A 15,924-nucleotide genomic window follows, 5' to 3' on the forward strand; every position below is an offset into this window, starting at 1 on the left:
CCGTGCCCTGCCGTGCCGGGCCATGCCGGGCCGGGCCGCCACGGGTCGTGCGGACGGTCACGACCGTCGCCCGGCCGTCGGCGTCGCGTGGGGTGATCACCCGGGCTCGGCGCCGGCGAGGTCGCGCAGCAGGTCGGCCAGCCCGCCCGCGGCGCGGCCGCGGGTCCGGGCGCTGGTGTGCACGCACAGGTCGAGGGGGGTCGTGATCGGCCTGCCCGCGGCCCGCAACCCCGCGAGCAGCGCGTGCTCCTCCCCCGCCGCGACGACGGGGAACCCGCCCGCGGCGACGAACGCGTCGGCGCGCACCCCGAGGTTCGCCGCGTAGGCGTGGGTGTGGGTGTCCGCGGTCGTCCCGGCGTCGACGAGCGCGGTGTAGCGGCACTGCACGTCGGTGGGCAGCGCGTGGAACCCGTCGAGGTCGACGACCCCGACCACCGCGTCCGCTCCGCCGTCGGCGTAGCGCAGATGGTCGCGGACCCACGTCGGCGGGACGCGGGTGTCGGCGTCGGTGGACAGCAGCCACACCTGGTCGCCGGGGACGTCCCCGACGCGGCGCAGCCCGTCGTGCAGCCCGAGGGTGCGCAGCTCGCCGACCGTGCGCGGGGCTCCGTTGACCACGGTGGCGACCCTCCCGGGGCGGAAGCGTCGCCGGACGGTGTCGCGGACGACCTCGGCGGTCGCGTCGGTGCAGCGGTCGAGGACGACCGACACGACCACCACGAGGCCGCGGGGCGCGGCGTCGACCGAGACGGCGAGGGCGTCGAGGCACGGCCCGATCAGGTCCTGCTCGTCATGGGCGGGTACGACGACGGCGACGGCCCGCACCGGCAGGTGTGCGCGGCTCACCGGCGGCGGTGCACGTGCAGGACGAAACCGTCGTCGACGTGCTCCACGACCGGTGTGAACCGGTCGTCGCCGTCGAACCGTGCCCGGACCGCCCGTGCGTCGTGCGGCGCCTCCTCCGGCCAGCCCTGCCAGTGCACGACGAGCACGTCGCCGCCGGGGACGACCGCGTCGGCGAGCCGGTCCAGCGTCGCGTCGAGATCGGGTGCCGACAGGTAGTAGAGGACCTCCGACAGGACGGCGAGGTCGATTCCCGGCGGCAACGCGGCCGCGTCCGGCAGCGCCGCCCCGGACACGCGGACGTGGCCCGCGCCGGCCACGGCCGCGCGGGTCGCGGCAACTGCGGCCGGGGCGAAGTCCGACGCGTGCACGGCGTCGCAGCGGCGGGCCAGCTCGCGGGTGAGCTCACCGGTCCCGCACCCGGGTTCGGCCGCCGACCGGTAGCGCTCCCGGGGCAGGCACGCGAGCGTCACCGCGCGTTTGCGCCGTTCGTACCAGCTGGTCCGGGTGTCCCACGGGTCGCCGTCGCCGGTCGCGTAGAGGTCGGCGAACCGGGTGGCCGGGGCACCGGCCCGCCGCGGCGCCCGCAGGAACAGCTCGGCGCCGGAGGCGAAGTGCGCCAGCACGTCCGGCGGCAGGACGGGCGGCCCGCCGTCGGGTGCGGCGCCGACCTGGGTGGTGAAGGCGGCCACGGCCGCGCGTTTGCGCCCGGCAGCCCCGGCGTCGAGATCGTGGCGTGCCGCACGTTCCCACGGCACGGCCACCTCGTCGGGTGTCCCCCACACGCACGCCCAGACCGGGAACGCCCAGCACGCCGTCGTGGCGGGGGCGGCGGCGGACACGGCGGCGCCCACCGCGGCGTGGTCGGGGTGCGGGTCCTCGGCCCACGGCGCGAGTGCGGTCGCGGCGCCGTCGAGCAGGGGGCCGACGGCGTCGGCGAGCTCGTCGCGCCGGTCCGCGAGCCCGGAGTCCGGCAGCCCCAGCCAGGTGACGTCGACCTCGCGCAGGCCCAGCGCGCGCAGCGCGTCGTGCAGCTCCGCGCGGCGGGCCCGGGCCAGCGCGGCCCGACCGTCGGCGTCGAGGCCCGGGAACGCGGCCTCGCCGTCGGTGGCCACGACGAGGCGCACGTCCGTGCCGGCCGCGTGTGCCGCGGCGAGGTAGCCGCCGGCCCCGAGCGTCTCGTCGTCGGGATGGGCGACGACCACGACGAGCGGGCCCCCGCCGAGGGCCATCGCGGGGAGGTCGTGCGCCGCGATCGCCGCGGCCCACACCGCGGGCGACACGACGGTCCGCGCGGTCACCGCGCACCGTCCAGGACGGCGGCACCCAGCGCGGCGAGGTCGCGTTCGCCGTGGTGTTGGCGCACGTAGACGCCGAGGTCGGCGAGTCTGCCGGCGAGCGGGCCGCCACGGGTCAGGGCAGCCACCCCGGCGAGGCGGGGCGCCACGTCGAGCACGCGGCGACACACCGACTCCACGGCGGCGCGCACGGTGAGGACGGCGTCGCGGTGCGGGTCGGCGGGGGCGTCGTCGATGGTCGCGGCAGTGGTGACGAGCAGCGCCTCCGCCGCCGCGACACCGGCGTGGAGCTCGCCGAGCAGGGCGAGCCGGTGCGGGTCCGGCTCGGTGTCGGCGAGTCCCGCTCGCAGGTCGTCGACGACACCGGCCGCGCCGCCCAGCCAGACGGCTGCGACGCCCGCGCCACCGTGCCAGAACCCGGCGCGCGCGGTGTACCAGCCGGCGCCGCCGAGCAGGTCGTCGTCGGCGACGGGCACGTCGGCGAACTCGACGTCGGCGCTGTCGCTGCGGGCCATGCCGACCGTCTCCCACGTCCCCTCGACCGGCCGCACCCCGGGACGGCGCAGCCGCACGTCGGCGACGCGGCTGCCGGCGGCGGTCAGCGCCACGACCAGAGCGCGGTCCAGGTCGTGGGCGCCCGAGCAGAACCGCACCCTGCCGCACAGCCGCCACGCCCCGGGACCGCCGACGAGCACGGCGCCGGTGCCACCGGAGCGTGCCGCCCACACCCCGTATCCGGCCGCCGGGTCGGGAGCGCGGCCGGCCTCGGCCAGGATCCCGACGGCGTCGGCATGGCCCTCGGCGAGCCGGGCGAACGACAGGTCCGTCCGGCCCCACCGCGCCAGGCCCGCCCACCGGTGGGCCGTGGCGCCGTGGGCGGGCAGCGGGAGGTCGGCCCCGCCGGCCGCGATGAGCGCCCGCAGCTCGGGGACGGCGGAGGTCGCACCGGGCGGCGACCGCAGTGGATCGGGCGGTGCGGCGTCGAGCAGTCGGCTGCGGACGCCGGGCGGTGAGAGGGTCAACGGGCAGGTCTCCTCACACCACCCCTGCCGGGCGGCACGACGACGGGGCCGGGCCGTGACCGGGCCCGGCGGGACGAGAGGGCACTACCCCGAGCCGGAGCGGCACAACCGCGCGGGCCTGCCTCGGGTTTACCGGCGCGGTGGCGCGGTAGGCCCCGGCATGAGTGAGGACGGGGACACGGGCCCGAGCGACATCCATCCTCTCGACGAGCCCGATGCGCTGCAGCCGGACGACGAACGGACCGACGACGAGCCTGGCGGCAGTGACGAGGGCCCACCCGACTCCGGCGCCGGCTCCGGGTCGCCGGAGCCCGCCGGGGGGCCGGCCTGACCCTCGGCGCCGTCACCCCGCCCGGTGGGTGGCGCGGGGTCGGGCGTCGCCCGGATCGGCGGTCAGCCCCTCCCGCAGCTGCTGCAGCGTCCGGCTCAGCAGCCGTGAGACGTGCATCTGGGAGACCCCGATCGCCTCGGCGATCTGGGACTGCGACCGGTCGCCGAAGAACCGCAGCAACAGGATCCGGCGCTCCCGCTCCGGGAGGCCCGCGATCAGCGGCCGCAGCGCCTCGCGGTACTCGACACGGCTGTAGGCCTCCTCGACGGCACCGATCGTCTCGGTCGTGGTGCCGCCGTCGGAGTCGTCGTCAACGGGGAACAGGGGTGCCGCGTAGCGCTCCGACCGGGCCGCGAGCGCCTCGATGACCTCCTCGCGGTCCACGTCGAGGCGTGCGGCGAGCTCGCTGGGCCGCGGCGCGCGGCCCAGCTCCTGGGTCAGCGGGCCCGTCGCCTTCCCGATCGCCACACCGAGGTCCTTCAGCCGGCGCGGGACCCGCATCGACCACGTCCGGTCGCGGAAGTAGCGCAGCATCTCCCCGCGCACACAGGGGATCAGGTAGCCGAGGAACTCCCCCTGTGCGCGCGCCGGATCCCACCGGTCGATCGCCGAGAGCAGTGCGACGGTCCCGGTCTGCACCAGGTCGTCGTGCCCGACGAGGCCGGTGCCGTGGCGGCGCGCGAGATGGTGGACCACCGGCAGAAAGGTCATGACGAGCTGCGACCGCAGCTCGGCGCGTTCGGGATCCCCCGCGGGCAGCGCCGCGAAGCGGTGCAGCAGGGGCATCTGGTCGGCGTACTCGCTCGGACCGAGGTCGCCCCTCGACGGGGTCGCACTCTGGTCGGACATGGCCGCGGCAGCGCTCGTGGGCACAGGCAACGTCCCTACGTGGGGTGAAGGGAGGCAGCTTTCTTTACCTCGTACGGGCGGGTGCCGCTCGCGCGGGCGCCCGCAGGGGGTCCGTTCCCACGATCGGGACGGTTCAACCCTCCGGAGTCCGAACCCGCGGCGAGCGGACAGCCCTGGCACGAGCCGCCGGTCGACGACCGTCCGCACCCTGCTCACCGAGGCCGGCCGTGGCACCGACCCGGGTGGCCCTCGACGCCGACGTCCGTCGGACGGTCTGCCCGACCGCTGGGGGGTGCCGCCGTGAGGCGACCCGTGCCGGGCGGCGCGTGCGGCGACGCGTTCCGGACCATTCCCCGGAATCTTCTGCGTGCCGCGCGGAAATGGACGCGGTATTCTACAGTCGGCCGGCTGTCACGACGACACGAGGTGACGGAATCGTCGCCGGAAATCATTGGAGGTCGCCACGATGGGCCGTCGCCTCTCCGACATCGCATTCGAGGAGCAGCATTCCCTCGACGACGTGCGGGCCGCCGTCACAGAGCTCGTCGCCGATCCACGGACGGCGCCGGACGCGGTGATCGCCGACCCCGGGACCGACCGGGACCGCGTCGAGACCGCGTCGGGAATCTACGCCGACCAGCAGCTCACCGACGCCGGCGACAAGGCTGTCACCGAGATGCTCGCCCGCCTGCACTCCGGCGGCGGCACCCCCGACCACCCGGGCGCCTGAACGGGGACGGATCGCGGCAAAGGCGGCCCGACGCACCTCGTCGGGCCGACCCGCCGCGGCCATCGCAATTGCGTGCCGGTCCGGTTTCCGTGTTCGCCCGCCCGATCGCCGGGTACCCGGCGCGGAAATGTCACGGTGGGGCGACCGACCGGGTGCCGCCGGTCGTCGACAATTGCTCCGCGGGAATCCGGTCCTTTTCCAGGTCGCCACCGGCAGCGGTCAGCGGTGCTGCCCCGCCTCCGGCCCGAGCAGGCTGCCGAGCGGGCCGAGGTCGATGTCCAGGTCGCCCGGCTCCAGCCCGAAGTGCTCGCGCAGCTCCACCATCGCCTCCTCCAGCCGCATGAGGCCGACGCCCAGCGCTTCGATCTTCTCCTCGGGCAGGTCGCCGGCGTCGACCCGGCGCAGCGCCTGCCGCTCCATGAGCTGACGCAGCAGCTCGACGATCGTGAGCACGAGCCGACCGAGGTCACGGGCGACGGTGTCGGGCTGGGCGTCGACCCTGGTGGGCAGCTCAGGCACCGGGTCCCCCCGGCCCGCCCTGCCGCAGCGTCGACACCGAACTGATCAGCGCCCGCAACGACACGTGCACCAGGTCGACCTCCGCGAGGGAGATCGTGATCTCGCCGCTCAGCACCACCCCACCGGCGAGCAGCCGGTCGAGCAGGTCGACCAGGCTCAGCTCGTCGTCGGGGTGCGACAGCGACACCGGCCCGCTCACGATCCACCCTCGTCGGCGAAGGAGAACGGCGGCCACGGCCCCGTGACCTCGACGATCACGCCCGTGCCCGCACTCGACACCGCGTCCCGGAAGTCCTGCTCCCCCGCGCGGTCGACGAGGAAGGTCGCGTTGAGGACCATCTCCTCGGCGCGGCCCGACAACCGCGCGTCCTGCGGCGCGAACCGGCGGACCTCCGCCGCGTGCTCTCCGGCGACCCCGGCGACCCGGTCCGCGACGGCCCGTGCACGTCCGCGCGCGGCCGCACCCCGGTCGCGATCGGCCCGGCGGCGCAACAGGTACGAGGTTCCCGGCCGGTCCGCGGCGGCCGCCGGGCCCGGCTCCGGGGCCGTGTCCGGCACGGCGGCCGCGGTGTCGACGTAGACCTTCACACCCCACTCCCGACGGTCACGGACCCGGTCCAGCACACCGTGGAAGGCGTCGCGGCGCTCCCGCAGCATGACGACGACGGCGTCGTCGTCGCGGAACACGGTCGCCAGCCGGACCGGCGCCACCGTCCGGTCCTGCGCCGTCGCGGCGACGACACGGTGGTGTGCGCGCACGAGCATCTCGACCCGCCCGAGGTCTGCCATCGCGGCGGCCAACCCGGCCTCGTCGAACCTCTCGTCGGCGACGGTACCCACCACCGCGCCGAGCCGCTCCGCGACGACGAGCCGCGGCCGCTCCCCGTCCACACCGGACACCTCCGGCGGGTCACCGGCTCCGGAGTCCTGGACGGCGTAGACCCACACCAGGCTCATCCGTCGGACTCCGGCTGCGCGCGCCGCTTCGCCGCCCGCGCCCGCGGGGGTGCTTCGTCGAGCGGCGCCGTGCGGTCGGCTTCCAGCTCGCCGATGCGTTGGCGCAGCCTGCGGTTCTCCTCGTGCACGTCACGCTCGCCGGAGCTGAGGCTGGGATCGTGCTCCCACCAGTCGATCCCCATCTCGCGCGCCTTGTCCACCGACGCCACCAGCAGCCTGATCTTGATCGTCAACAGCTCGATGTCGAGCAGGTTCACCCGGATGTCCCCGGCGATGACGATCCCCTTGTCGAGGACGCGCTCGAGGATGTCGGCCAGGTTCGTCGACTCGATCCTGTGCCCGGCCGGTCTGGCGACGCGTCCCGGCATCGGGATGTCACCGCTGGTCATCGTCCTCCTCCCTGCTGGACCCGGCCGCGGCTGTACCGGCCGACACGACGGAACTCCGCCAGCTCGCCGTGCTCGTCGACGTGGACCTCGAACATCGCGAGGATGTCGGCCGAGTCGGGGATGCGCCGGGTCTCGACGACCTCGATCCCGATCCGCCAGCTGCCGTCGTCGCGGTCGCGTTCGACCGAGACGACGCTCTCCAGCTCGCGCCCGGTGAGGGCGACGATCTGTTCGGCGGCGCGGCGGGCCGCGGCGGCGGGGAGCAGCCCACTGCTGCCGCGGCGGGGTGCCGACCCACTGCCCGAAGACTTCCGTCCCGAGGCCTCCGACTTCCGGCCGGCCGATTTCTGTCCGGCCGACTTCTGTCCGGCCGACGTGCGCGCGGGGGCCGGCCGCCGCGACGACCTCGGCTCGGCGGGCTCCGGGGTGGTGCGACCCGAGCGGCGGGCGGTGCGGGGACGGCGGTCCTCGCCACGTCGTGCCGGTTCGTCCGCTGCCTCGCCGTCGGCGTCGGTCCCATCAAGCTCCTCGTGTTCGGCGTCTCCGGGATCGACGTCCTCGGGATCGACGTCCTCGGGATCGACGTCCTCGGGATCGACGTCCTCGGGATCGACGTCCTCGGGATCGACCTCCTCGGGATCGACCTCCTCGGGGTCCACGTCCTCGGCAGCGGCCGACTCGCCGGTGTCGCCGGCGTCCTCCCGCCCGGTGTCGTCACCCTCGGTCTCGTCACCCTTGGTGTCGTCACCCTCGATGTCGTCGCCCTCGGTGTCGCCACCCTCGATCTCGTCGCCCTCGGTGTCCCGCCGGCGGGGGCGCCGGCCGTTGCTGGGCCGACGGCGGGGGCGGTCGTCGTCAGTCATCTGCGGCCGTCCCCCTCTCGTCACGTCCCACCGGTCAGGTCCGGCGGACCATCAGTCGTTGCAACAGCTCGTTCTCGCGCTCGACGCACTCCTCCTCGGAGAGCGAGCCGCTGCGGCGGGCCTCGTCGACGGCGTCGAGCTCGGCCCGGATGCGGGCCGGGTCGTAGTACTGCCCCTCCGCCTGCTCCTGGATCTGCTGGGCCAGCCACAGGACCCCACGGAGAGGGGCAAGGGGAAGGCCCAGCAGACCGGATACCACTCCCACGACGAATCAGTCCTCCGCCGGCACGAAGTCGTACGGTGCGAGCGGCCCGAGCAGCCGCAACCGCAACCATTCGTGCGTGTCGCCGCCCAGTTCCTCCACCTCACGCTCGAACTCCTCCGCCGCGTCCCGCGCCACCAGGAACGCGGCGTCGACGACGTCGTCGGGTTGGCTCGGGGTGGTGCTCGAGACCTGCTCGGCGAACGGGCCGATGCGGTCGAGGATGTCGCGGGCGTCGACGTCGCGACGCTGTTCCATCGCCCTTGCGACGATCTCGCCCAGCTTGACCCGGTCGTAGTAGGAGGCGTCCTCGGACACGCCGCGGATGCGTTCCTGCAGGTCGGCGACCGCCGGTTCCTCGTCGACGATCTCCTGCAGCAGGACCTCCTGCACGTAGCGACCCTTCAGCGAGTACTGGACGAACCCGTCGAGGGCGTCCAGGGCTCTCAGGAACCGGTCACGGTGCGGGACGAGCAGCTCGTCGACGACCTGGTCGTCCTCCACGACGGCCGGGAACCGCATGGGCAGCACGGTCGTCGACGCGGCGACCCGGTCGACGACGGCCTCGTGGGCCAGCAGGTCGTCGCGGGTGCCGAGAGGCCGGTCCACGGGCACGTCGCCGACGATCGCGGCGACGCCGTCGTGCTCGACCGTGCGCACCTCCCCCGACGGGCCCAGACCGACGAGACCGTCCGGGAGGTCGGTGCCCGCGGCCACGAGGCCGTACACGTAGGTGGCCGTCACCGTTCACGCTCCCGGGCACGCTGCCGCGGCCGCCTGCGGACCGGCTCGTCCTCGTCCTCGCGGTCGTCGCTGCGGTTGCCGCCGAGCACCTCCTCGACCTTGTCCACGGCCGCGTCCAGGACACCGGAGGTCTTGCCCTTGGCGCCGCCCTCCATCATCCCCTGCGTCAGCTGGGTGAGGTCCTTACCGCCTTTGCCCTCGCCGTAGAGGTCGAGCCGGTTGGTGGCCTCCGCGAACCGCAGGAAGGTGTCGACGCTGGCCACGACGATCCGCGCGTCGATGGTGAGGATCTCGATCCCGACCAGGGACACCCGGACGAACACGTCGATGACCAGTCCCTTGTCGAGGATCAGCTCGACGACGTCGGCCAATCCGCTGGATCCACCGCCACCGCCGCGGTCGACGTAACCGCCGCCTGCGGGCTGAGTCGCGACCGTCATTCATCGGCTCCTTCCGGCTGTCGCGGGCCGGCGGCGCGCGTTGCGTCGACGGGCCGGGGGCTCGTCGGCGGGCTCGTCCGCCTCGTCGTCGGCACCCTCTTCGGCCTCGGCGTCGGCGTCGGCGACCTCGTCGTAGTCGTCGTCGGGCGCATCGTCGTCGGCCGCATCGCGTGCTCCGTCGTCGGAGTACTCGTCGTCGGCGTCCTCGTCGTACTCGGCGTCGTCGGCGACGTCGTCGTCGGCGTACTCGGCGTCGGCGCCCTCCGGGTCGTCGGCGACGTCGTCGGAGTCGGCCTCGGCCTCGTCCTCGTAGTCGTCGTCGTACTCGTCGTCCGCCCCGTCGAGCTCGTCGTCCTCGGAGTCCTCCGCGTCGTCGGCGTACTCGTCGTCGGCGTACTCGTCGTCGGGCGCCTCGGTGTCACGCTCGTCGGTATCGGAGTCCTCGTCGGCCCGACCCTCCTCCTCGAGCGCCTCCTCGTGCGTCTTGACGACCTCGCTGTCGCGGATCTCGCCGCGCCAGCCCTCGATCTCGTCCTGACGCAGCAGCGCCGACGCCATGGCGTGGCGGCGGAAGTGCTTGAACTCCAGCCGGGCCCGACGGCCCTGGGCGCGCCAGATGTTGCCGGTGCGCTCGAACAGGCCCTGCGGCCAGTACTCCAGCACCAGCAGGATCCGCGTCATGTTCGGGCCGATCTCGGTGAACGCGACGGCGCCGTCGACGTGCCCCTTCGCGCCCTTGGACCGCCACACGATGTGGGAGTCGGGAACCTGTTCGAGGGTCGTCGCCTCCCACTCGCGGTGGGACAGGAAGATCTGCGCCTTCCACTGGGTCTTCTCGTCGGAGACCTGCTCGACGCTCTCCACCTTCTTCATGAAGCTGGGGAAGTCCGACAGCTGCGTCCACAGGTTGTAGGTGGTGCGCAGCGGCAGGCCCACGTCGATCTCCTCGACGATGTTGGTGACCTTCAGCTTCTTGCCGCTGCCGGAGCCGCCACCACCGCCGGAACCGCCGCCGAACAGGCCGGACACCTTGTCCTTGAGACCGGCGAAGAACCCGCCGCCGGAATCCTTGTCCGAGTCGTCGTCGCCGTCCCCGTCGCGGTCGTCGTCGCGGCCGTCATCGTCGTCGTCGTCGTCGGACCCGCGGCCGCTCAGCGCCTTGCGGACGCCGGTGCCGCCGTTCTCGGTGACGCCGTCCAGCCGGTCGGTCAGACCGCTGACGCGGTCGGTCGCCGCTTCGGCGGCGCGCTGGACCAGCAGCGTCAGCAGGCGCTGGCCGGACTCCTTGAGCGCGTCCGTGGGCAGGGCGTCGGTGAGTTTGGTGTCAGGCATTGCTCGTCCTCCGCCGCCCGGTGCTCTTGCCCGCTGCGCTCGACGCCGACTTCGCCGCGGTCCGGGTCGTCTTGGCGGCGCCACCGGCGGTCTTCGCCGCGGTCCGGGTGGTCTTGGCGGCGGCGCCCGACGTCCGCGACGCCGTGCCGGACCGTGTCGCACGCGTGGCGGTCTCCTCGGCGCCCCGCTTGCCGGCGGCGGCGCTGCGACGGGCGCCGCCGGTGGCCTTGGCGGTGCGGCGGCGCGCAGCCGGACGCTCCTCGGCCTCGTCCGAGGTGGCCGCCCCGTCGGAGTCGCTCTCCAGGTCGTCGACGCCGTTGTCCGATGCGTCGTCCGGTTCGTCGGCCCGGTCGTCGACAGCACCGTCGTCACGGTCGTCGCCACGGTCCTCGTCTGCGATGTCCTGGGGTTCGTCGTCACGGTCGTCGTCGCCGGACCGGCCGCGGCCCCGCACCGTGTCGGAGACCTTGCCGCCGGCCCCCGAAGCCGTGTCCCGGGCCGACGAGGCGGCGTCCGTACCCGCGTCCTTCGCGCCGGACCCGACGTCACCCAACGCCTCGACCCGCTTGCCCACCTTGTCGGTCAACGCGGTGACCTGCCGGGCCGCGACAGCCATCGCGGCGCCCTTGCCGGCGTCGAGCAACCGGCCGCGGACCTGGTCGCTCAGCGCCGCCAGCTCGGGCGACTTGCCGAGCAGCTTGCTGCCCTGGGCGAGGAGCTCACCCGGGCCGCCTGCGCGGCGTCCCGCTGCCATCCCCCCGAGCATCAGGGCGAGCTTCATCTTCTTCGTTCGGCCCAGGAAGTAGCCACCGGCCACCCCGAGAGCGACGCGTGCGCCGCATTTCATCGTTCCTCCTTCTCTGTGGTCCGCGCCGGGAGTTCGCGACGACGAATTCGTGATCGAATTCGACACCGCAAGGGGGGCGAACCAGGGTCGCATCCAATTACCCGGAGCACTCGGAACGCACACCTTCGGGGCGGTCCTCGACGATATTTGCGCCGTTCGGCGGAGGCCACCGACCCATTCCACGGAGGTGATCGTGTATCAACCGGGTGAGAGGTCCCCGAACGCCGCATCGGGAGCTGATGATCGAGATGCGGTGCAACGGATCTCCACCGCGCATCCGGATCGCCACCGCGTCCGGGCCAGGACCTCCGGCCCCGTCGGTGGGTCCGCGCCGGTGGCCGGGCCCCGTCACGACGACGCCTTCGTCGCGGCGACGATCACCAGGACGATGAGGGCGACGAGCAGGAGCACCACCGTGATCGGCAGGAGGAGGATCGCGAGCAGCAGGATCGCGACGAGTGCGGCGCGCATACCCGGGCTCAGGGCCCCCACCGCGCCCTTGAACGCGCCCCAGACCGGGTTCCCGCCCTGCATTCCTGCACGTAGGCCGCCGAGGAGGCCGCCGGCGGCGAGCCCACCTGCGGCCGCCATCCTGTCGAACATGCCGGCGAGGCCCTCCACCTGGTCCAGCACGAGGCCCGTCGTCGCGCGCAGTGCGGAGCGCAGGAGCTCCTTCAGGCTGTCCTTCAGATCGGCGAGGGCGGCGGCCCGCCGCTCGGCGTCCGGCGGCCGGTGACCGTTCGTCGAGACGTGCCGTTCAGCGTCGAACTCCAGAGCCGTCGTCGGCCGCATGCGTCCACCCCTCCGCCGCGCCCCACGCCCGTTGCGGTGGGGCGACGGACGCCAATTACCCGAGCCGGGTGGCGCGCTACCCGTTCCGGGCGTGAATTCGTCGATTTCGCCCGCCCGCCGCAGTGAACGGATCATCCGGCGGCTTCCGCGCACCGCCGTCCGGGGGACGAGGTGCCCGCGGGTGGCGGCCCGCGGGCATTCGGGAATTCCTCGGACACCCCCGGCCGCCCGCCCGGCCCGAAGACGCCACGGTCGGACAGGCCTGGACACGACACGGTCGGGCCCGCGGCCCCTGGGCGACGCGGCCGGGCAGGCGCTCAGGCTGAGCGGTGGGGCGCACCGCGCACGCTGCACCAGTACGCGGCGATCTCGGCGGTCGTCAGCTCCGTCCTGACCTGGGCCGACATGTCCGTCCCGAAGCGCTTGCGCAGGGCCCGGCGCACGATCTTGCGCACCCGGCGGGCCGGGCGCCGGGGCCGGTCGCCGTCCCCGAAGGTCAGGATCGCGACGAACCCGTGCCGCCGGAACGGGTCGCGGCGTGGCGGTGTGATGACGTCGCGGGCGAACGCGACCTCCGCGGTCATCGCGTGCTTGCGGTCGCCGTTCACCGCGCGCGCCAGTTCGGCCTCGATGACGTGCGGGTCGATGTGTGCAGGTGCCTTCACATGCACGGCAGCCATCACGTGATCACCGCCTCCACGTCACGACCGCCCTCACGTCCCCACCGTCGTCACGGGCGTCCTCGGTCAGCCATGTGCGCTCCCTGGGCCGGTCGGCGAGGCAGCAGGCTGTAGCCCGCCCCGATGGTAGGCAGCAACGGCCCCGGTGGTCCAGGGGCGAGGGCCGGGTCAGCAGCGGGGCGTGGCACCGCCGGCCGACGACATGCGCTGCATGCGACGCAGCACGTCGGTGCTCGGGAAGCAGCCCTCCCGCGACTTGTCCGCGAGGAGCTGGACGTACTCGGGAACCAGCTCCGCGGGGATCGACTCCTCGATCATGTCGAGTTGGGTCCCGCTCGGGTACGGGTCGTCGCGCACGGTGTCGAGCAGCAGCCGGACGAACACCTCACGCGGGTTCGGCTGCCCCTGCACGTCGTCGGAGTCGGCGTCGTCGCGGTCGTCGCGGTGGCGTCGCGTCGAGGTCATCGGTCGCCCTCCCGGGGTTCTCGTCGGTCTGACTCGGAAGGGTTCCCGTCACGCGCGGTCTCAACCGTCGTGGCGCAGGGCGGCCACCGTGCCCGGCCGGCCCCTGACCGCACGACGGCGCCCGCACACCGGATCGTGGGCGTGACGGGGTTGCGTGCCGATCACTGCGGGTATCCGATCGTCGGTGATCGGGGACGACGCCCGGTCCAGCGAGGAGATCGACACGTGAGCATCGACAACTGCGACCTGCGGCTGTGGCGTCCCGCCTCCCCCGGCACCCGGCCCGGCTCGCCACCCCGCGTCCGCCGCGGCGACGACGACCGGGCCACCACGGCCGGCGCCGACGTCGAGAGCCCCGTCGAGCGCCCCGAGGCCGTCGCGGCGCAGGGCTAGCCCGCGGCCGGTTTCGTCGCGCGCATCCCGGGTACGTGCGCGTTCGTCCCCGCAGGGCCGGCCTCCACGGTCCGGCTCGTCCGCGAGGGGGCGACCCCGATCCTCCGGAGGACCACATGGACGACGCCCGTGCCCGCGCCGCGCTGACCGCCGAGCTCGAACGGATCGACGCCGACGCCGCCGCCCATCGCCAGGGTGGCCCGTTGCGGCCCGACGAGGCCGACCGGCGTGCCGTCGACGCGGCCGACCAGGCGTCCCGCGCGACCGAGACGATGGAGGCCGACCTCGTCGAGAGCACGCTGCGTGAGCAACGTGTGCGCGTCGAGGCGGCGCTCGGACGGCTCGACAGCGGTGGCTACGGCCGCTGCACGGTGTGTGGTCGCGAGGTCGACGACGAGCGACTGGAGGCGCGACCGGAGACCGACCGCTGCCGCGACCACGCCGAGGGCCGCTGACCGCACCGGCGTCTCCCCCGGGCGGCGCGTCCTCCCCGGGCTGCGCGCCGGCCGCCTGCCGGTGGGTCAGCCCGGTGAACCGGGTCCACCCACCGGCCCGTCGGCCGTCAGCCCGTCGCGCAGCGTCCGGAGGGTGCGCGTGAGCAGCCGCGAGACGTGCATCTGGGACACGCCGACCTGCTCGGCGATCCGCGACTGCGACTGGTCCTCGAAGAACCGCAGCTGCAGGATGCGACGCTCCCGTTCGGGCAGCTCGGCGATCAGCGGCCGCAGCGCGAGCTCGTACTCGACCCGCTCGTAGGCCTTCTCCACCGACCCGATCCGTTCCTCGCCGGAGCCCTCGTCGTCCACGGGGTAGAGCGGTGCGGCGTGCCGGTCGGCGCTCGCGGCCAGCGCCTCGATGATCTCCTCGCGGTCGACGTCGAGACGCACGGCGAGCTCGCTGGGCCGGGGTGCGCGGCCGAGCTCCTGCGTCATGGGGCCGGACACCTTACCGATCGCGACACCGAGCTCCTTGAGCCGGCGCGGGACACGCATCGACCACGTCCGGTCGCGGAAGTAGCGCAGGATCTCCCCCCGCACGCAGGGGATCAGGTATCCGAGGAACTCACCCTTGGCGCGCTGCGGGTCCCACCGGTCGATCGCGGTGATGAGACCGACGGTCCCGGTCTGCACCAGGTCGTCGTACGCGGCGACCCGGTAGCCGTGGCCGTGCCTGCGCGCGAGGTGCTCCACGATGGGCAGGAACGCGATGACCAGCCGGGAGCGGATCCGCTCGCGGTCCGGATCGTCGTCGGCCAACGTGGCGTAGTGGTACAGCAACGGCATCTGGTCGGCGTACTCGCTCGGTCCGGGACCGGGCGGCGGCGCCCGTCGCGCGGGCGGGTCCTCGACGGACGCAGCCCGCTGCTGCGGTGGTTCGAGGATGGTTCGGGGGGCGTGTTGCATTGGGCCACCTCGCTGTTCGCGACCGGGAGGCAGCTGGCTGTACCTCTTGGAAGTATCTCTGCGGAGCCGGATCGTCGGTCCGTGCCGGACCCGGATCGTCCGCTGTGTCCGTCCTCGACATGGACGGTCCACAACACGAGTGGGTACCCGGTCCGCCCGGGCGCAACCCCCACGAGCCGAAGTCGGCGTCCGACCTGCGCAGACGCGGCCGTGCGCGGTGTTCAGGGAGGTGTGGGCGCGACGTCGTCGTCGGTCCACACGGTCACCCGGGTCCCGGACTCCCCCGTCGTCACGTCCATCCCCGGCGTGATCGCACGGATCATCGCCAGCCCGTTCCCGCGGCAGTCGGTTCGTCCGGCCCCGTCCCGCCAGCGTCCCGTGTCGGTGACCACCGCCGTGACACGGCGGTGTCCGCACACCGGGGCGACGTCGAGGTCGATCGCCACCCGGCCTGCCTCCAGCCCCCGGTACGCGTGCTCGACACTGTTGCCGAACGCCTCCGTGACCGCGAACACCAGCGCGTCGGTCGCCGGGCCCGGCCAGTCGTGGGCGGCCAGCCAGGTCTGCACCGCACGGCGGACGAGGCCGAGCTCGGTGGGCTGGGCGTCCACGCCCAGGTACAGGTGCGTGTCCACGCGACCCCCTTTCCGTCAGGTGCGGAGGGTTCCCACGGTGGACACGTTGATGCATCGGCAGGCACGGTCGGTGACGTGCGCGCGCCGGCGGTTTCCCGCGCCCGGCCCCCGGGTATCGCCCGCGCCGTGA

At 74.0% G+C, this 15,924-nt stretch carries 23 protein-coding genes; 4 read left to right on the plus strand and 19 right to left on the minus strand.

Annotated features, from left to right (window positions below; translation table 11 throughout):
* Positions 1 to 96 precede the first annotated feature (96 nt).
* The 3 genes from AB7F12_RS24800 to AB7F12_RS24810 are packed head-to-tail and all read right to left on the minus strand — an operon-like array spanning position 97 to position 3,163.
* Positions 97 to 846 carry a glycosyltransferase gene (locus tag AB7F12_RS24800; protein ID WP_428502376.1) on the minus strand — a complete coding sequence of 250 codons (750 nt, stop codon included), beginning with the start codon at positions 844 to 846 and terminating at the stop codon, positions 97 to 99.
* Positions 843 to 2,144 carry a PIG-L family deacetylase gene (locus AB7F12_RS24805; protein WP_428502377.1) on the minus strand — a complete coding sequence of 434 codons (1,302 nt, stop codon included), beginning with the start codon at positions 2,142 to 2,144 and terminating at the stop codon, positions 843 to 845. Before AB7F12_RS24805 ends, AB7F12_RS24800 begins: the two co-directional genes overlap by 4 nt.
* Complete coding sequence (locus tag AB7F12_RS24810) at positions 2,141 to 3,163, minus strand: acyl-CoA dehydrogenase family protein (protein WP_428502378.1); 1,023 nt, start codon at positions 3,161 to 3,163, stop codon at positions 2,141 to 2,143. Before AB7F12_RS24810 ends, AB7F12_RS24805 begins: the two co-directional genes overlap by 4 nt.
* Positions 3,164 to 3,323: 160 nt before the next feature.
* Here AB7F12_RS24810 and AB7F12_RS24815 point away from each other — a divergent pair, with 160 nt between their 5' ends.
* A complete protein-coding gene (locus AB7F12_RS24815; RefSeq protein ID WP_428502379.1) occupies positions 3,324 to 3,494 on the plus strand; it encodes a hypothetical protein in 171 nt (56 codons plus the stop codon).
* 12 nt (positions 3,495 to 3,506) lie between these two features.
* On the opposite strand, the gene AB7F12_RS24820 is transcribed toward AB7F12_RS24815, so the two are convergent.
* Positions 3,507 to 4,343, minus strand: coding sequence for a sigma-70 family RNA polymerase sigma factor (locus tag AB7F12_RS24820; RefSeq protein WP_428502380.1), 837 nt, complete (start codon positions 4,341 to 4,343; stop codon positions 3,507 to 3,509).
* 466 nt (positions 4,344 to 4,809) lie between these two features.
* On the opposite strand from AB7F12_RS24820, the gene AB7F12_RS24825 reads away from it, so the two are divergent.
* Positions 4,810 to 5,073: a hypothetical protein gene (locus AB7F12_RS24825; RefSeq protein ID WP_428502381.1), complete on the plus strand. Its 264-nt coding sequence runs from the start codon at positions 4,810 to 4,812 to the stop codon at positions 5,071 to 5,073.
* Between the two features lie 219 nt (positions 5,074 to 5,292).
* On the opposite strand, the gene AB7F12_RS24830 is transcribed toward AB7F12_RS24825, so the two are convergent.
* The 13 genes from AB7F12_RS24830 to AB7F12_RS24890 all read right to left on the minus strand — a co-directional run bounded on the left by AB7F12_RS24830 (position 5,293) and on the right by AB7F12_RS24890 (position 13,363).
* Positions 5,293 to 5,592, minus strand: coding sequence for a gas vesicle protein K (locus AB7F12_RS24830; protein WP_428502382.1), 300 nt, complete (start codon positions 5,590 to 5,592; stop codon positions 5,293 to 5,295).
* On the minus strand, positions 5,585 to 5,791 hold the full coding sequence (locus tag AB7F12_RS24835) for a gas vesicle protein (RefSeq protein ID WP_428502383.1): 207 nt from the start codon (positions 5,789 to 5,791) through the stop codon (positions 5,585 to 5,587). Before AB7F12_RS24835 ends, AB7F12_RS24830 begins: the two co-directional genes overlap by 8 nt.
* Positions 5,788 to 6,549 (minus strand): GvpL/GvpF family gas vesicle protein, encoded by a 762-nt coding sequence (locus AB7F12_RS24840; RefSeq protein WP_428502384.1) that lies wholly within the window; start codon positions 6,547 to 6,549, stop codon positions 5,788 to 5,790. Before AB7F12_RS24840 ends, AB7F12_RS24835 begins: the two co-directional genes overlap by 4 nt.
* Positions 6,546 to 6,938, minus strand: a complete 393-nt coding sequence (locus AB7F12_RS24845) for a gas vesicle protein (protein WP_428502385.1) — start codon at positions 6,936 to 6,938, stop codon at positions 6,546 to 6,548. Before AB7F12_RS24845 ends, AB7F12_RS24840 begins: the two co-directional genes overlap by 4 nt.
* Positions 6,935 to 7,801 carry a gas vesicle protein GvpO gene (gvpO, locus tag AB7F12_RS24850; protein ID WP_428502386.1) on the minus strand — a complete coding sequence of 289 codons (867 nt, stop codon included), beginning with the start codon at positions 7,799 to 7,801 and terminating at the stop codon, positions 6,935 to 6,937. Before gvpO ends, AB7F12_RS24845 begins: the two co-directional genes overlap by 4 nt.
* Positions 7,802 to 7,835: 34 nt before the next feature.
* Positions 7,836 to 8,066: a gas vesicle protein GvpG gene (locus AB7F12_RS24855; protein WP_428502387.1), complete on the minus strand. Its 231-nt coding sequence runs from the start codon at positions 8,064 to 8,066 to the stop codon at positions 7,836 to 7,838.
* A gap of 6 nt (positions 8,067 to 8,072) precedes the next feature.
* Positions 8,073 to 8,807: a GvpL/GvpF family gas vesicle protein gene (locus AB7F12_RS24860; protein ID WP_428502388.1), complete on the minus strand. Its 735-nt coding sequence runs from the start codon at positions 8,805 to 8,807 to the stop codon at positions 8,073 to 8,075.
* The gene (gvpJ, locus tag AB7F12_RS24865; RefSeq protein WP_428502389.1) at positions 8,804 to 9,247 is read right to left on the minus strand and encodes a gas vesicle protein GvpJ; all 444 of its coding nucleotides are present in this window, start codon (positions 9,245 to 9,247) and stop codon (positions 8,804 to 8,806) included. The genes AB7F12_RS24860 and gvpJ overlap by 4 nt, the downstream gene beginning before the upstream one ends.
* Positions 9,248 to 10,579 (minus strand): SRPBCC family protein, encoded by a 1,332-nt coding sequence (locus AB7F12_RS24870; RefSeq protein ID WP_428516942.1) that lies wholly within the window; start codon positions 10,577 to 10,579, stop codon positions 9,248 to 9,250.
* Entirely contained in the window at positions 10,572 to 11,426 is an 855-nt protein-coding gene (locus AB7F12_RS24875) for a hypothetical protein (RefSeq protein ID WP_428501938.1), read from the minus strand. The genes AB7F12_RS24870 and AB7F12_RS24875 overlap by 8 nt, the downstream gene beginning before the upstream one ends.
* 348 nt (positions 11,427 to 11,774) lie before the next feature.
* On the minus strand, positions 11,775 to 12,218 hold the full coding sequence (locus tag AB7F12_RS24880; RefSeq protein WP_428501939.1) for a hypothetical protein: 444 nt from the start codon (positions 12,216 to 12,218) through the stop codon (positions 11,775 to 11,777).
* Between the two features lie 317 nt (positions 12,219 to 12,535).
* Entirely contained in the window at positions 12,536 to 12,898 is a 363-nt protein-coding gene (locus AB7F12_RS24885; protein ID WP_428501940.1) for a hypothetical protein, read from the minus strand.
* Between the two features lie 168 nt (positions 12,899 to 13,066).
* Positions 13,067 to 13,363 carry a hypothetical protein gene (locus AB7F12_RS24890; protein ID WP_428501941.1) on the minus strand — a complete coding sequence of 99 codons (297 nt, stop codon included), beginning with the start codon at positions 13,361 to 13,363 and terminating at the stop codon, positions 13,067 to 13,069.
* Between the two features lie 225 nt (positions 13,364 to 13,588).
* Here AB7F12_RS24890 and AB7F12_RS24895 point away from each other — a divergent pair, with 225 nt between their 5' ends.
* Positions 13,589 to 13,756, plus strand: coding sequence for a hypothetical protein (locus tag AB7F12_RS24895; RefSeq protein WP_428501942.1), 168 nt, complete (start codon positions 13,589 to 13,591; stop codon positions 13,754 to 13,756).
* A 116-nt stretch (positions 13,757 to 13,872) separates the two neighbouring features.
* Positions 13,873 to 14,211 carry a TraR/DksA family transcriptional regulator gene (locus AB7F12_RS24900; protein WP_428501943.1) on the plus strand — a complete coding sequence of 113 codons (339 nt, stop codon included), beginning with the start codon at positions 13,873 to 13,875 and terminating at the stop codon, positions 14,209 to 14,211.
* A 66-nt stretch (positions 14,212 to 14,277) separates the two neighbouring features.
* Here AB7F12_RS24900 and AB7F12_RS24905 read toward each other — a convergent pair whose 3' ends face one another.
* Positions 14,278 to 15,159, minus strand: a complete 882-nt coding sequence (locus AB7F12_RS24905; protein ID WP_428501944.1) for a sigma-70 family RNA polymerase sigma factor — start codon at positions 15,157 to 15,159, stop codon at positions 14,278 to 14,280.
* 221 nt (positions 15,160 to 15,380) lie between these two features.
* Positions 15,381 to 15,794 (minus strand): ATP-binding protein, encoded by a 414-nt coding sequence (locus tag AB7F12_RS24910; RefSeq protein WP_428501945.1) that lies wholly within the window; start codon positions 15,792 to 15,794, stop codon positions 15,381 to 15,383.
* Positions 15,795 to 15,924: the final 130 nt, after the last annotated feature.

This window comes from Pseudonocardia sp. (genome assembly GCF_050250275.1).
Classification (GTDB): domain Bacteria; phylum Actinomycetota; class Actinomycetes; order Mycobacteriales; family Pseudonocardiaceae; genus Pseudonocardia.